Source organism: Thalassotalea sp. PP2-459, assembly GCF_001913705.1.
Taxonomy (GTDB): Bacteria; Pseudomonadota; Gammaproteobacteria; order Enterobacterales; family Alteromonadaceae; genus Thalassotalea_C; species Thalassotalea_C hakodatensis.
In genome coordinates, this window is record NZ_MKQD01000034.1 from 84,406 (window position 1) to 98,367 (window position 13,962).

General features: G+C 38.8%; 12 protein-coding genes. 9 read left to right on the top strand and 3 right to left on the bottom strand.

Annotated features, from left to right (window positions below; translation table 11 throughout):
- Positions 1 to 124 precede the first annotated feature (124 nt).
- Genes BI291_RS06650 through glpG form a run of 4 tightly spaced genes read left to right on the top strand, consistent with a single transcriptional unit; the run spans position 125 to position 3,580 of the window.
- Positions 125 to 1,336: a glycine C-acetyltransferase gene (locus BI291_RS06650; protein ID WP_074497407.1), complete on the top strand. Its 1,212-nt coding sequence runs from the start codon at positions 125 to 127 to the stop codon at positions 1,334 to 1,336.
- Positions 1,336 to 2,361 (top strand): L-threonine 3-dehydrogenase, encoded by a 1,026-nt coding sequence (gene tdh, locus BI291_RS06655; protein WP_074497412.1) that lies wholly within the window; start codon positions 1,336 to 1,338, stop codon positions 2,359 to 2,361. The genes BI291_RS06650 and tdh overlap by 1 nt, the downstream gene beginning before the upstream one ends.
- 31 nt (positions 2,362 to 2,392) lie before the next feature.
- Positions 2,393 to 2,698: a thiosulfate sulfurtransferase GlpE gene (glpE, locus tag BI291_RS06660; RefSeq protein ID WP_175573087.1), complete on the top strand. Its 306-nt coding sequence runs from the start codon at positions 2,393 to 2,395 to the stop codon at positions 2,696 to 2,698.
- Positions 2,699 to 2,725: 27 nt separating this feature from the next.
- The gene (gene glpG / locus BI291_RS06665; protein ID WP_074497420.1) at positions 2,726 to 3,580 is read left to right on the top strand and encodes a rhomboid family intramembrane serine protease GlpG; all 855 of its coding nucleotides are present in this window, start codon (positions 2,726 to 2,728) and stop codon (positions 3,578 to 3,580) included.
- Positions 3,581 to 3,613: 33 nt separating this feature from the next.
- Here the strand turns inward: glpG and BI291_RS06670 are convergent, their stop codons facing one another.
- Positions 3,614 to 3,997 carry a flagellar basal body-associated FliL family protein gene (locus BI291_RS06670; RefSeq protein WP_074497423.1) on the bottom strand — a complete coding sequence of 128 codons (384 nt, stop codon included), beginning with the start codon at positions 3,995 to 3,997 and terminating at the stop codon, positions 3,614 to 3,616.
- Between the two features lie 149 nt (positions 3,998 to 4,146).
- On the opposite strand from BI291_RS06670, the gene BI291_RS06675 reads away from it, so the two are divergent.
- Both BI291_RS06675 and ubiA read left to right on the top strand, forming a co-directional pair.
- On the top strand, positions 4,147 to 4,734 hold the full coding sequence (locus BI291_RS06675; RefSeq protein WP_083601937.1) for a chorismate lyase: 588 nt from the start codon (positions 4,147 to 4,149) through the stop codon (positions 4,732 to 4,734).
- The gene (gene ubiA / locus BI291_RS06680) at positions 4,731 to 5,600 is read left to right on the top strand and encodes a 4-hydroxybenzoate octaprenyltransferase (protein ID WP_074497428.1); all 870 of its coding nucleotides are present in this window, start codon (positions 4,731 to 4,733) and stop codon (positions 5,598 to 5,600) included. Before BI291_RS06675 ends, ubiA begins: the two co-directional genes overlap by 4 nt.
- 47 nt (positions 5,601 to 5,647) lie before the next feature.
- Here ubiA and plsB read toward each other — a convergent pair whose 3' ends face one another.
- Together plsB and BI291_RS06690 are read right to left on the bottom strand one after the other, a co-directional pair.
- The gene (plsB, locus tag BI291_RS06685) at positions 5,648 to 8,083 is read right to left on the bottom strand and encodes a glycerol-3-phosphate 1-O-acyltransferase PlsB (protein ID WP_083601938.1); all 2,436 of its coding nucleotides are present in this window, start codon (positions 8,081 to 8,083) and stop codon (positions 5,648 to 5,650) included.
- Positions 8,084 to 8,167: 84 nt separating this feature from the next.
- Positions 8,168 to 10,270, bottom strand: a complete 2,103-nt coding sequence (locus tag BI291_RS06690) for a winged helix-turn-helix domain-containing protein (RefSeq protein WP_074497432.1) — start codon at positions 10,268 to 10,270, stop codon at positions 8,168 to 8,170.
- 226 nt (positions 10,271 to 10,496) lie between these two features.
- Here BI291_RS06690 and BI291_RS06695 point away from each other — a divergent pair, with 226 nt between their 5' ends.
- The 3 genes from BI291_RS06695 to lexA all read left to right on the top strand — a co-directional run bounded on the left by BI291_RS06695 (position 10,497) and on the right by lexA (position 13,404).
- Positions 10,497 to 11,741 (top strand): nuclear transport factor 2 family protein, encoded by a 1,245-nt coding sequence (locus tag BI291_RS06695; RefSeq protein ID WP_074497436.1) that lies wholly within the window; start codon positions 10,497 to 10,499, stop codon positions 11,739 to 11,741.
- Between the two features lie 137 nt (positions 11,742 to 11,878).
- Positions 11,879 to 12,700, top strand: a complete 822-nt coding sequence (locus tag BI291_RS06700; RefSeq protein ID WP_083601956.1) for an alpha/beta hydrolase — start codon at positions 11,879 to 11,881, stop codon at positions 12,698 to 12,700.
- An 80-nt stretch (positions 12,701 to 12,780) separates the two neighbouring features.
- On the top strand, positions 12,781 to 13,404 hold the full coding sequence (lexA, locus tag BI291_RS06705) for a transcriptional repressor LexA (protein WP_074497440.1): 624 nt from the start codon (positions 12,781 to 12,783) through the stop codon (positions 13,402 to 13,404).
- The last annotated feature ends 558 nt before the right edge of the window (positions 13,405 to 13,962 follow it).

The following is a 13,962-nucleotide window of genomic DNA, read 5'->3' on the forward strand; positions in this document are numbered from 1 at the left end:
CTACTTTACCTGTCAATATGACTAAAAATAAATGCAATTTGATAATTTATGTCACTTTCTTTGTAAATTCGTCTAGGCTGATAATATTGCACATAACAGATCACTTAATAACCAAGGAATTACTGTGACAAATTCAGCATCAACAACGACGTTTTATCATCATTTAGCAGAGCAAATTGAACAAGTAAAACAAGATGGCTTATATAAAAGCGAGCGTGTGATTACTACCGCACAACAGGCAAAGATTGCCGTTAATACCGGTGAAGAAGTGATTAATTTCTGTGCTAACAATTATCTTGGCTTAGCGAATCACCCAACCTTGATTGAAGCGGCAAAAACAGGTTTATCGGAGCACGGTTTTGGTATGGCGTCTGTTCGTTTTATCTGTGGCACACAAGATATTCATAAAACCTTAGAAACCGAGCTTTCAACATTTCTTGGCATGGAAGACACCATTTTATATTCTTCTTGTTTTGACGCAAATGCGGGATTATTTGAAACTTTATTAGGCCCTGAAGACGCGATTATTTCTGATGCATTAAATCATGCGTCTATCATTGATGGCGTTAGGTTGTGTAAAGCAAAACGTTTTCGTTACGCGAACAACGACATGAATGAATTAGAGTCGCGCTTACAAGAAGCAGATGCTGCCGGTGCTCGATTTAAGTTAATTGCAACCGACGGTGTATTTTCAATGGATGGCGTGATCGCCAATTTAAAAGCGGTATGTGATTTAGCCGATAAATATGGTGCATTGGTGATGGTAGATGATTCACACGCAGTAGGTTTTGTGGGTGAACAAGGTCGAGGTAGCCATGAATATTGTGACGTAATGGGCCGTGTAGATATTATCACTGGTACATTAGGTAAAGCCATGGGTGGTGCTTCTGGCGGCTATACGTCAGGTAAGAAAGAAGTTATTGACTGGTTACGTCAACGTTCACGTCCCTATTTATTTTCAAACTCACTAGCTCCTGCCATTGTGAATGCGTCGATTAAAGTACTTGAATTATTGGCAGATGGTGACGATTTACGTAAAAAGTTAAGAGAAAATGCCAGCTATTTCAGAAATAGCATGGAAGCGGCAGGCTTTACATGTGCCGGTGCAGACCATGCAATTGTACCAGTTATGCTTGGAGATGCGAAAGTGGCTAGCGCTATGGCTGATAGACTATTAGCGGAAGGCATTTATGTGATTGGCTTTTCATTCCCTGTTGTGCCAAAAGGACAAGCACGTATTCGTACCCAAATTTCAGCGGCACATACGCAAGAGCAATTAGATAAAGCCATCGAAGCATTTATTCGTATAGGCAAAGAAATGGGAGTCATTTCATAATGAAATCATTAGCTAAGCTACATGCAAAAGAAGGCATTTGGATGACAGATTCGCCTGAGCCAACGCTTGGGCATAATGATTTACTGATCAAGATAAAAAAAACAGCGATATGTGGTACAGATATTCATATATATAACTGGGACGAATGGTCACAGAAAACGATTCCTGTTCCAATGGTTGTTGGCCATGAATATGCCGGAGAAGTTGTTGGTATTGGTGAAGAGGTAAAAGGTTTTGCGATAGGCGATAGAGTATCGGGCGAAGGGCATATAACGTGTGGCCATTGCCGAAACTGTCGAGGTGGTCGTACGCATTTGTGTCGTAATACTGTTGGTGTTGGTGTTGATCGTGAGGGGAGTTTTGCCGAATACTTAGTGATCCCAGCTTTTAATGCCTTTAAATTACCGGATGAAATTTCGGATGATCTCGCTGCTATATTTGACCCGTTTGGTAACGCTGTACATACTGCGTTATCTTTTGATCTTGTTGGCGAAGATGTACTTATAACAGGTGCCGGGCCTATCGGCATTATGGCTGCTGCAGTCGCAAAACATGTGGGTGCTCGTCACGTTGTGATCACGGATGTTAATGAATACCGCTTAGATTTAGCGAGAAAAATGGGCGCAACTCGTGCCGTAAATGTTGCTACTGAAAAGCTTGCAGATGTTATGAATGAGCTTGGTATGTCAGAAGGCTTTGATGTTGGTATGGAAATGTCGGGAGTGCCCATGGCATTTACTGACATGCTCGATAACATGAACAATGGCGGTAAAATTGCCATGTTAGGTATTCCTGGTAGTGATATGGCGATTGATTGGTCAAAGGTCATATTTAAAGGCCTAATCATAAAAGGGATTTATGGTCGCGAAATGTTTGAGACTTGGTATAAAATGGCAAGCCTTATTCAGTCTGGCTTAGATTTAACGCCGATCATTACTCATCACTTCGATATTGATGACTTTCAGCAAGGATTTGATATCATGCGTTCAGGCCAATCAGGCAAAGTGATTTTAAACTGGGAGTAACAGTATTGTGAGTGAAGTAGGGTTTAAACATATGAATATTAGCGATCTGCATCAGGTACTTGCAGATAAAAGCCACGTAGTTGTTGATATTCGCGATCCTGCTTCATTCCAATCGGGGCGAATTCCAGGCGCATTGCATTTAACCAATGACAATATCAGCGACTTTGTACGTGAAGCAGACCTGGACGCTCCTCTAGTCGTATGTTGTTACCATGGTCATTCAAGCCAACAAGCCGCACAATTCTTAGCGAGCCAAGACTTTACAGATGTGTACTCGCTTGATGGCGGCTTTGTAGCGTGGCAACAGTCTTACCCTGAGACGGTTGAAACCGCGTAAATCTTTTCTATTAGCTAGGTTCGTTTTATGTCTGATATTCAGCTTTCGCCGTTAGCTGTGGTTAAAGAGCATTCAATAGCGTTGTTATTTGCAAATTATTTACGCGCTCAGCAGATTTCGAGCGATGTTCGCCCGCATGAAGGTGAATTTGTTGTACTTTGTGATCAACAACTTGTTGAGCAAGCAAAAGACTATTTTCAAGAGTTTGTACAAAACCCTTATGCGGAAAAATACCAGCAAGCGGCTTGGCAAAGTGGTGAAGCGGTACACGTTGAAAAATCAGCGTTAACAGCTAGCTTTAAACAGCAATTTTTATCGCATGCAGGCTTAGTTACCTTAGTTATTTTTGTTTTATGCTGGCTAGTTTTTATTGCATCAGCATTGGGCTGGAAACAATCATTGTTCTTTGAGCTTCGCTTTTTTACACAATTATCCTTAGCGAACTTGGTCAGTGAACCTTGGCGATTAGTAGGGGCGGCTTTTTTTCATTTTTCATTACTGCATATTGTGTTTAATACTATGTGGTGGTGGCAACTTGGCGGCGCCATTGAAAAAATGATGGGTAAAACTGAATTACTCAATGTCTTTTTTGTCTCCGCTATTTTATCCAATTTCGGCCAATATATCGTTTCAGGTCCTAACTTTGGCGGCTTATCAGGTGTGGTGTATGCTGTTTTTGGTTATGTTTGGATAGCGGGTTGGCTAGCGCCAGAAAAAGGCTTACACCTTGCCAAGCCTATCATCGGTTTTATGTTGTTTTTCTTATTGTTAGGTTTTGCAGACTTATTGCCAATTAATGTCGCGAATACTGCACATACAGTAGGCTTGTTATCAGGGTGTTTTTTGGCGTGGATGCGTTTTGGAAAATGGAGCCGGCGTTAACACTAGTGCGCTGACTTCAATTAATAATAGATTTTAGTTATCAAGCCATTGAGTAAACAGTAACTTTTTAATTAATGGTTGACCTGTTTCCTGAGTAAGCAGGCTTTTTACTTTTTCTTCACACAGCTTTTGAATTTCATGACGACCATTAATCGATTTTATTTTGGCTTCAGGTTGTTGACCAATAATACTAATAATCGCGTCTCTTAAAAGGGGAGCATTATGCTCTACTGCTTCATAATTAGCGGAATCTTCGATCATTAATTCTACTGATAAACGCACGTAGCCCATTTTCTTTTTAACGGCGACGTAGTTGGTCACAATCTGGGGTTCGAAGCCATAGTATGCGTAGTCAGCGGCAAGTGTTTTTGGCGCAAAAGTACTTAGCAGTAACAGGGTAAAAAGCAAAAATTTCATAAAAAACAACCTGTAATTCAGTAATATCTTAATCAATATTGTTCATTATTGTAGCCTTGTTATTGTAGTTTTTCACCATTAATTATCGATCTTGTCAGAATAATCCTGATATCATACGTCCGGCAGTTTTTATCAGAGTTTTTGAGGTAATGATCGAACAGCAGCAAGAAATGGTGACATTTCCAATTACTTTACCGGCAACATGGTGCGCCGCACACACAGCAACGCTAACACCACTATTGCGTGATTGGTTGCTTGACCCAGGCTCTTTAACACAACGTTTAAAGCAGCATTGTCAGCAGTTTAAGGTGCATGTACTTGGGCAACAGGTTGAGCCATGCTCTGCCCTTGAAGCAAATGCTGATATTATTGAAGGCGAACAAGTTTTAGTGCGTGAAGTGCTATTATGTTGCGATAACGTGCCTCAAGTATTTGCCAGAAGCCTATTGCCATTAACGTCTCTCACTGGTGATGAACAAAAATTAGCGCACCTAGGTACACAGTCGCTAGGGCATGTGTTATTTACCAACCCTAAATTGCAACGGAAAGAAATAGAGGTCGCGTGCTTTGACTCATCTACTAAAGTGGCTCAGTTAGCACGTTCATATCATTTATTCAGTGAATTACCCATCTGGGGGCGACGTTCAATATTTCTCGTTGAGCAAAAGCCGTTAATGGTTGCTGAAGTTTTTTTACCAAAAGCGTTTGCATACCAACAGGCGGTGATTGATTCATGAGCCAAACGATAACCCTAAAAGAAAAATGGCAAGCCGTTAAAGACATTACCCGTATGGATAAGCCGATTGGTACTTATTTATTATTGTGGCCAACATTGTGGGCGTTATGGGTCGCTGTTGATGGTTGGCCTTCATTGCATTTATTAGCGGTGTTCACCTTAGGTGTTTATGTGATGCGCTGTGCAGGTTGTGTGATCAATGATTATGCAGATAGAAAGGTAGATGGTCATGTAAAACGCACGACAAATCGACCGTTAGTTACGGGAGCCCTTACCGAAGAACAAGCACTGTGTTTATTTGGTTTTTTCATTGGTGCAGCGTTTGCTTTAGTGCTCACCTTGTCTTGGTACACTATTTCGTTATCGTTGGTGGCTTTATTATTAGCGGCGAGCTATCCGTTTATGAAACGATATACCCACTTCCCACAAGTTGTACTCGGTGCTGCCTTTAGCTGGGGGATGATCATGGCTTTTGCTGAAGCAACGGGTGAAATCCCTACTGTTGCTTGGCTACTGTTTGGTGCCAATTTATTGTGGACGGTTTCATACGATACTATGTATGCCATGGTTGATCGTGATGACGATCTTAAAGTAGGAATAAAATCTACAGCGGTGTTGTTTGGGAAATATGATAAAAAAATCATTGGGGCGTTGCAGATAACAACGCTATTAATGTTGATGGTTGTTGCAGATATGCTTGCGTTTGGTTGGCCGTTTTATTTATCACTGGTAATAGCGGCTGCGTTGTTTAGTTATCAGCAAATGCTTATTGTTAATCGCCAACGAGATGCCTGCTTTAAAGCATTCTTACACAATCATTGGGTAGGGCTAGTGATTTTCATTGGCATCATCATCGAACATTTATAGAACCGATTGTGCTCCCTAGTGACTTATTCGTCACTAGGGCTATGTCTTTATCGTGCAATACTTTGTAAAACTGAAATATCGACTAAGTTGTTCACGTTTTCTTTTAAGGTAATTAGCGTACTATTCGGCGTTAATTTACCACTGTCATCTTGTGCGAATATTTCTTGTTCTTTCATGCTGTTAATCAGGGTTGACTGAGCTTTCTTATCAATAAACTCAGGTGCATTAATATTATTTACCACCGATAAACGTTTTGCGATCGATACCGCTTTTTCACTCAACTCATTTTTACTAATTGGTGTTAAACGAGTTGCAAGGGAAGTTATAATAGCGAAACGCTGTAAAGTCTCATCAGCAACTTCACCTAACACTTGTACATAATTTTGCGTTTCGGTATTTTCAACCAAGCTCCAAAAACCTGCTTTGCTTTGTTTGGCGATATTTTCTTGGCTTAGAAAGTGCAAAATATTGTCGACTTGCTTGGTCACTTCTGTTGGACATTGCCATAAAAACAAATCATTTCTCAACAGCACAATAAATTGTTGGATCTGTGTGTGTATATTTTCACTGCTTATTTTGGCAGTTCTATCAAGTAAGCGACAAATTAACGCGGGTAAAATGTAAGCATGTAAAACGTTATTGCGGTAATAGCGCATTTCTAATGCGGCAAAATCGCCAAGAGAAATAATGTCACCACAGCTGTCTTTATCAACAATCACTTTTTTCAGTGCAATAACATCAGCTAATAAAGCGCTGCCAGATACCTCTGGAATGGTTAACTCATCGCTATAAGGTACTGCTTTTTGTAAAGATAGAAAAAAGTTAAGTAAATATTCAAGTTCACTGCGTGGTAGCGCCTTATTTTCCGTAGCATGCAAAACCATAGCTACAAGCGAGACACCATTTAGGGCAGCACATTTATTAATAGCCACCATCACTTGGTTCGCAAGTAAATTCACGCTTGGTGTTAACCAACTTGGTTTTTGCGGATCTATTGGGTCAACATCGTCTTTCCAATTTTCAACATGTTGATTTAAAAATTGGTTGATGTTGATTGGGGTACCAAAATTGACAAAACCTTTACCGTAATTGCGTAAATTTTTGATCGCTTTTAACACGCCAAAAATAGATTCATTTTGTTTCTTACTACCGCTCAATTCCTTATAGTAAGTGCCTACTTCCATAACATGTTCGTATCCAAGGTACACCGGTACTAATGTAAGTGGTCTATTAATGCCGCGTAACAAGCTTTGAATGGTCATCGCAAGCATGCCTGTTTTCGGCTCAAGTAATTTACCGGTTCTGCTGCGACCACCTTCCGAGTAATACTTTACTGAATACCCGCGTTCAAATAATAACCCTAAGTATTCGCGGAAAATAGCGGAATACATCCTATTACCTTTAAAACTACGACGAATAAAGAATGCGCCCGCTTTTCTAAAAATAGGGCCTGCTGGCCAAAAGTTTAAGTTAATACCGGCGGCAATTCTGGGTGTAACCAATCCTTGTTGGTAAATAATATAGGTGAGTAATAAGTAGTCCATGTGGCTACGATGACACGGCACATAAATAATTTCCTGACCGTCATCAGCAAGCTCCCGCAAGGTATTAGCATTATTAACATTGATACCGCTATATAACCTATTCCACAGCCAATGTAATACCCGTTCGCCAATGCGGATCATGCCTTCGCGATAATCACCGGCGATTTCATCCATAATGATCAGGGCTTGTTTTTCAATTGCCTCTTTCGATAAACCTTTAGCCTGTCTTTCATCTTCCATTAATCGCACGATTGAAGGGTTTTTTAATAAGGTTTTAAACATCTGCTGCCGGTGCATTAAGCGCGGGCCGGTTGCTGCTACTTTTTGGCGATGAAAATGGAAACGAGCAACACGTAACAGCTTATGTGCGTTACTTTCGTCACTACCAAATTTATCGGTCATATAGCGGATAGATAACGGCTCGCTGAGCCTTACTAACGTATTTCGCCCTAGAAATAAGACAATAAAGAATTTTTTTAGCCAACTTGGTGATTCTTGTTCTGCAAGTACTTCTCGTACACCGGTATTATGTTTTTCTATGGTAGGTTTACGCCCCCACACTAAGCTTGCCGGTATCAGTTGTGCGGCAAGGTTTTCATCTTGTTCGTGCGCGTTAAGAATTGCTAAGCTTTGCTGCATTGCACTCGATGCTTTTCTGCTAAATAACAATGAACTGGGTGTATCTATACATATGGTACGGGGAAAAGCTTGCCCTTTGATCATGACAGTAGATAATGGATCAGGCAGTGCGAGTTTTTTGCAGGCTTTTTGCAACGCCAGCAAGTCGCTAGCAGAACGATGCCTGACAATATAAAAGATTGGCTTGCTCTCACTATCGGTGAGTTTTTCTGATAGCTCGTCGGCGACGATTCGACATTTTACCCAAAGAAATATTGGAAATTTTAATAGAAGATAAAAAAAACTTCTCAACGCTGACATCTTATTTACTCATTATTGTGTGAACAAGAATTGTAGCATTATGAAGATGTGTTGTCTTTGCTTACGCGGGTGTTGCTTTTAATGCTAATCATCAGTGCCAACGGTTCTGTGAATATCACCACCTAGGCTTTCTAAATGACTAACCATGACGCCGTGTTCCGCTACATCATAGCCATAGTAACCTTGTAGCAAGTGTTTACTGGATTGCCCATTGCTATTCAATGGTGTTTTAACTATGAAATAATCGCCTTGCTGTCGGGTTGCATAGTATAAGTTTTTATTGAATATTTTAAGGTGGATATATCCGCGAGGCATAATAAAACCTGTATCTATGACGGGTAACTTTTCTGCAGTCAATTGTTGTTTGAATTCTTCGAGTTTCGCTTTGAAAAGCCGATTTGTTGTTTGCTCAATTAAATACACTTGTTCAGGGTTTTTATGATCAAGTAAGAGTTGTTTCCAGCGTAAGTCTAATGTTTGGTTATTGTTCGAATATGTGGTGATAATAGCAGGTGATTTCTGATTCAGTGAAGTGACTGCCACGGTATGATTATCTATCCAATCGATATTTGTGATTGGAGACTGACTAGTGAAAATTTTCTCTTCTTCAGTTAAAGAGAGTGTAGGATTTTCGCGATTTAGTGCTGCACGAGAAATTTTCCATACGTTATTTTGCGTCGCTATTAATAGCGTTTGATCATCAGGGCTTAGCTGTATAAATTGGAAGACATAATATTGTTCGAAGTTAGATAAAACAACCGCGTTACCATTAGCTAGATTTCCCAAATAGAGTTGGCTTTTTCCAGAGCGTTTAGACGAAAAGATATAACGATTTTCATGATGAAATAACGCAGGGATAATATCGTATACCGTTGAATTATTGATTATTAGCTTATCATTGCTATTGGTTAACCACTGATTACTAAAATTTGGTGAGCGAGTAGAAAATAGGATCGACTTATTATCATTGTGTCTAATCATATCACGTGATAAAAAGTCAGAAACACTGACGACAGAGTGGGCAGTTTTACCCTCAAGATCTGCTAATAATATTTGATGGGATGGCGGCGGAGCAAAATAATAAACATGTTGACCATCATGATGCCATATTGCTTCCGACACAAAATAATCCAACTGTTGATGTTTAACTAATTGATTTGTTGTTAAGTGCAAAACATAAAATTGCGTATTCCGTTTGGAATTCGTGTTCATGATTAACATTCTTTCACCATCTGGTGATACATCAAAAGCATGGTTTCCCATGCCCAAAGGTGAAGGTTGAAACAGTAACGATATTTGGTTGGTGTTTAAATCGTATTCATACAATTGAAAGCTCGTTTGCTCGGGTAAACGAGCACTATAAAAAAGGTGGTTTTTATTATTATCAAAATAAATATTACCCAAGACCATTTCAGAGCAATCAAATAACGGGGTTAAATTTTCCAGTTTCTGGTGTATCACCTGTGCTTTGACGACATAACATTGTTTCTGCGCCTGATGAGCAAAATACACTGATACTTGCTTAGTGCTATCATCCTGTATCCCTGCAATCAGTTTAAACATTGACACGTCATTAAGCGCAATTTTGCTTGCTTGTCCTGAGGTTAAATCTTTAAGCCACAGTTCTGTGTTCTTTTGATTTAGTTGCTCTCTTAAATACAGTAACTGGTTAGTTGAAGGAATGATTCTGGGTGAATGCTCTTGACCAGCTTGCCTAGTGATCTCCAAGGTGTGGCTAGGTTTATCAAGCTGGCCATTATCACGCTTTAATAGTGTGAATAACAAGATGCTTAGCAATATCAAGGAAAATATGGTGCTGAATAGCAATGTTTGACTATTTTTTGAGTTATTGGTGTGTTCGGCGGAAGCTATTTCTTTTTCGAACGCTTCTATAGGACAAATTAACCGATAACCTATTTTGGGTACTGTTTGTATATAAGTCGCATTTTTAGGGTCGTCATTGAGTATTTTTCTCAGATTTGCGATTTGCTTGTTCATAGCATTATCAGTGACATAACGACCCAACCATAAACGCTCAATGATGGCTTCTCGTGTTAACACTTGATTAGGACGTTCAATAAAAAGCAGTAATAATTGAAAGAGTTTAGGCTCAATGGCTATTTCTGTTCCTTGATGAATAAGTTTGCCGTGCGTGATATCGACACAAAATTGACCTAATTTGATCATTGATTAATTACTGCTTTGAACACTAATGGTTGAGGTACTTTATTCTGTCAGAGTTTCACACAGAGTTGAAATTAATCACCTTCAAAATCGTTATAAAATGCGCAATAAACTAAAAATTCACTTTTAATTCAGCTTTTTTCCCTAAGTTTTCACAACATTACACACAAATTGTGTGATGTTGTTTGTTGTTATGTCATTTAATGTATAAACACGATGAGGGTTAGTTATGACGATGATATTAAAAGGTTCTTGGTTGATATGGTTGCTATTAGGGATGATCGTTTTTTCACCCCATCAAGCTAATGCAAATGAAGAAAAATACTATGCTTCGCTTCGTTATAATCATGTCTCTTTACATGCAGAAACTAAAGGTATTTTACCTATTTCACCACAACAGGCTGCAAAGCAACCGCACTATGTTTTTAAGTACAATGAGGCGGAAAAGCTGGTAGAGATAATTAACAATACTTATCAAAATGCAAAACTTCATCCGTTAACGCATTTTGCAGTAAAGCGCGTAAAAATTGACTATTCTACAGGCAAAAAAACACTTACCTTTTACGATATCAACAATAAAAGAATGCCAAATATTCGCGGCGTATTTAAAGAAGTGTATCGTATTGATGATACTGGGTTTGTTGAACAGCTCAATTTTTATGATGCAGATGATAAAGCGATGGAATCGCGTTGGAACATTGCTGAGTATCGCTGGCGCAAACATAACAACTTGGTGATTGAGCAACGATTTAATACTGCAGGCGTAAAACAGCCGTTATCACCTTATTTCCCCTTTAATGACACTGCGATTGAATATGATGATGCTGGCAATCCTTACCGTCATTTTAACCTAGATAAGGCGCTTAATATTGTTAATAACAAAGACGGTATTGCTTATTACGAAGATACATACAATGAGCAGGGTTTGCATATTAAATATGCTTATTATGATCAGAACTACCAATTGACGCTCAATGCATGGGGCTTTGCTTACGCAATAAAACACTATGATAGCCAAGGACAATATACTGGCCGAACAAAATATGACTTGCAAAGCGAAAAGATACCTAATTTATTTCCTAAGGCGGTGCTGAATGATAAAAAAGAGATTGAAGCCATTAAACAAGTATCAATTGATTATCTTAACGCCTTAAAACAATTAGACCCTAAGTTAATGAAATCAGTCATGCACCCTGACTTGTCAAAACATACGGTACCACCGTTTCCTGCCCCAAATGGTGAAGTTTCTTTGCGTGAAACGACTTATCAACGGATGATTGAACATGCAACTTACTGGAACCGGAGCGGTATACGCTTTCCGCCTATTATGACGAATCAAGTCACTGTATTAGATCAGCACAACAATATAGCCACGGTGAAAATGGTTTCAGATAACTGGATTGAGTACCTGCATTTAGTTAAATTGAAGGGTAAATGGCAAATTAAGAATTTGTTGTGGGATTATAATCGTTAATCATGTAAAGGTCTGTTGCCCTTCGCGTTTTGTTCGAACAAAATTTAATTTCGGAAGATCAACAGACCCAAGGAATCACTGTGCGAAAAATAAAGAGTAAAGTAACAGCGGGTGTGATCAGCATCTTGTTAATAGTTATGGGATATAACATCAGTCAACAATATAGGCAGGAATACACCTCTAGTTATATTGATCAAACCATTTATTCTGAAACACTTGATGAACATAGAAAAGTTTTTATTCGTTTACCTAAAACGTATGATCAGAACAAACAGTATCCGCTCATTATAAGATCAGACGGGAATTTTAATTTAAAACGTTGGGATGAGTCGTTGCATTCATTAAGTGAACAACAATTAGCAGAAGATGCAATTCTAGTCTCGATACCTAATCAATTTTGGCAAGATACCCGCAATCGTGACTTAGTTCCGCCTTATGCACGAAAAGATGTGAATATAGAAGCTCGACCAGTTACAGAAAGAAACCCAGAAATATTTGGTAAAGCAGATTTGTTTTTAGCCTTTATAGAAAAAGAGCTTCTACCGCATATTGAAAACCAATTTAATATTAATCAAAACAGAATATTAAGCGGCTTTTCAGCGGGAGGAAGTTTCGTGTTATACACCCTGGTAAACAAACCAGAGCTATTTACGGGATATTTCGCCTTCAGTCCCGCGGCATGGTATGACGACTCCGTGGTGGTAAAAAATTTTAGTGAACAGTTAGCGAACACTTCAGGGAGACCATTGTTTTTATACCTAAGTTTAGGAGCAAAAGAGAATGACATTATAACAGGCTCATTTGAAGGGCTACTTGCAGCGTTGAACACAAAAGCTCCTGAAAACTTACATTGGCAGTCTAGTTATAGTGCCGATGCAGGCCATGTAGAGAACCCTTATATTTCAGTACCGAAAGCGTTAAAAGCATACGATAACTTTGTTGAAAGTTTAAAAAATTAAAAGTTTTAATCACACAGTTGCGATTATTTACAGGCTGTATATACTAACAGTGAAACTGTCCATATATACAGGGAATAATCGTGAGCGAGTTCAAGCCATTAACAAACAGACAAGAACAAATTTTTGATCTGATTAAAGAGAAGATATCAGAAACTGGTATGCCGCCTACCCGTGCAGAAATAGCGACCTTTTTTGGTTTTAAATCTGCTAACGCTGCAGAAGAGCACTTAAAGGCGCTTGCTAAAAAAGGTTACATTGAAATGTTACCAGGTACCTCTCGTGGTATTAGGTTAGCTGACGATTTTGTTGAAGAACAAGGTTTACCTTTAATAGGTAGAGTAGCCGCAGGTGAACCTATTCTTGCACAAGAGCATGTTGAAGAAAGGTACCAAATTGATGGTAGTTTGTTTCACCCTGCAGCAGATTACTTATTACGAGTGAACGGCGAAAGCATGAAAGACATTGGTATCTTCGACGGTGATTTGCTTGCCGTTCATCAAACGACTGATGTACAAAATGGTCAGGTTGTTGTGGCCAGAGTTGAAGATGATGTAACGGTGAAGCGTTTGAAGCGAGATGGTAATGTTGTATACCTTCATGCTGAGAACGAAGACTTCTCACCGATAAAAGTCGATTTAACCAGCCAACATTTCAATATTGAAGGTTTGGCGGTAGGTGTAATTCGATCTGCCGATTGGATGTAAATAATTGTATTGCTGGTAAACAGGTATTATCGCTTTTTCTGGGGAATAACACCTGTTTTTCATTCTCTTGATTAAAAATCAACCTTTAATTGCTAAATCTTCATATTAACCAGTGCTCACTACCAAATAACCCTGTGTATAAGTGCTTTTCTGTTTAAATAATCACCATCTATAATAAAGCGAAGAAAAAACTTTTTTAGAGTAAATGCTTAAAAAGTATACATTTGCGCTATGCCCTGTGTAATGCACCCTCCAGTCGTTTAGAGTTTATACTCAATTGTATTTATTATCTTTTTATTGCTTATGTCGATCAAATTAAAAATTGACCCAGATCAAATATTAAGTAATTCTAGAACAGAAAGTAAACAACACTAATAATAAGGCGAACTTTCACCTGTTTAAAAAATCGCCATAAAAAATAACAATAAAATCGCATCAAAAACATAAGTAAATAAGAGCTAAGTAATACTAAAGTGCTTTGTTTTTGACTTAGAAAGGGTATAAGGAGATGTCGAGTGAAAAGACGTAACCTAGGTTGGCTGTTATCTGGAATTTTAT

Excerpts from the sequence above, each read along its gene's own strand:
- tdh (WP_074497412.1), top strand. The coding sequence starts at position 1,336 with ATGAAATCATTAGCTAAGCTACATGCAAAAGAAGGCATTTGGATGACA.
- glpE (WP_175573087.1), top strand. The coding sequence starts at position 2,393 with ATGAATATTAGCGATCTGCATCAGGTACTTGCAGATAAAAGCCACGTA.
- glpG (WP_074497420.1), top strand. The coding sequence starts at position 2,726 with ATGTCTGATATTCAGCTTTCGCCGTTAGCTGTGGTTAAAGAGCATTCA.
- BI291_RS06670 (WP_074497423.1), bottom strand. The coding sequence starts at position 3,997 with ATGAAATTTTTGCTTTTTACCCTGTTACTGCTAAGTACTTTTGCGCCA.
- BI291_RS06675 (WP_083601937.1), top strand. The coding sequence starts at position 4,147 with ATGATCGAACAGCAGCAAGAAATGGTGACATTTCCAATTACTTTACCG.
- ubiA (WP_074497428.1), top strand. The coding sequence starts at position 4,731 with ATGAGCCAAACGATAACCCTAAAAGAAAAATGGCAAGCCGTTAAAGAC.
- plsB (WP_083601938.1), bottom strand. The coding sequence starts at position 8,083 with ATGTCAGCGTTGAGAAGTTTTTTTTATCTTCTATTAAAATTTCCAATA.
- BI291_RS06690 (WP_074497432.1), bottom strand. The coding sequence starts at position 10,270 with ATGATCAAATTAGGTCAATTTTGTGTCGATATCACGCACGGCAAACTT.
- BI291_RS06695 (WP_074497436.1), top strand. The coding sequence starts at position 10,497 with ATGACGATGATATTAAAAGGTTCTTGGTTGATATGGTTGCTATTAGGG.
- BI291_RS06700 (WP_083601956.1), top strand. The coding sequence starts at position 11,879 with ATGGGATATAACATCAGTCAACAATATAGGCAGGAATACACCTCTAGT.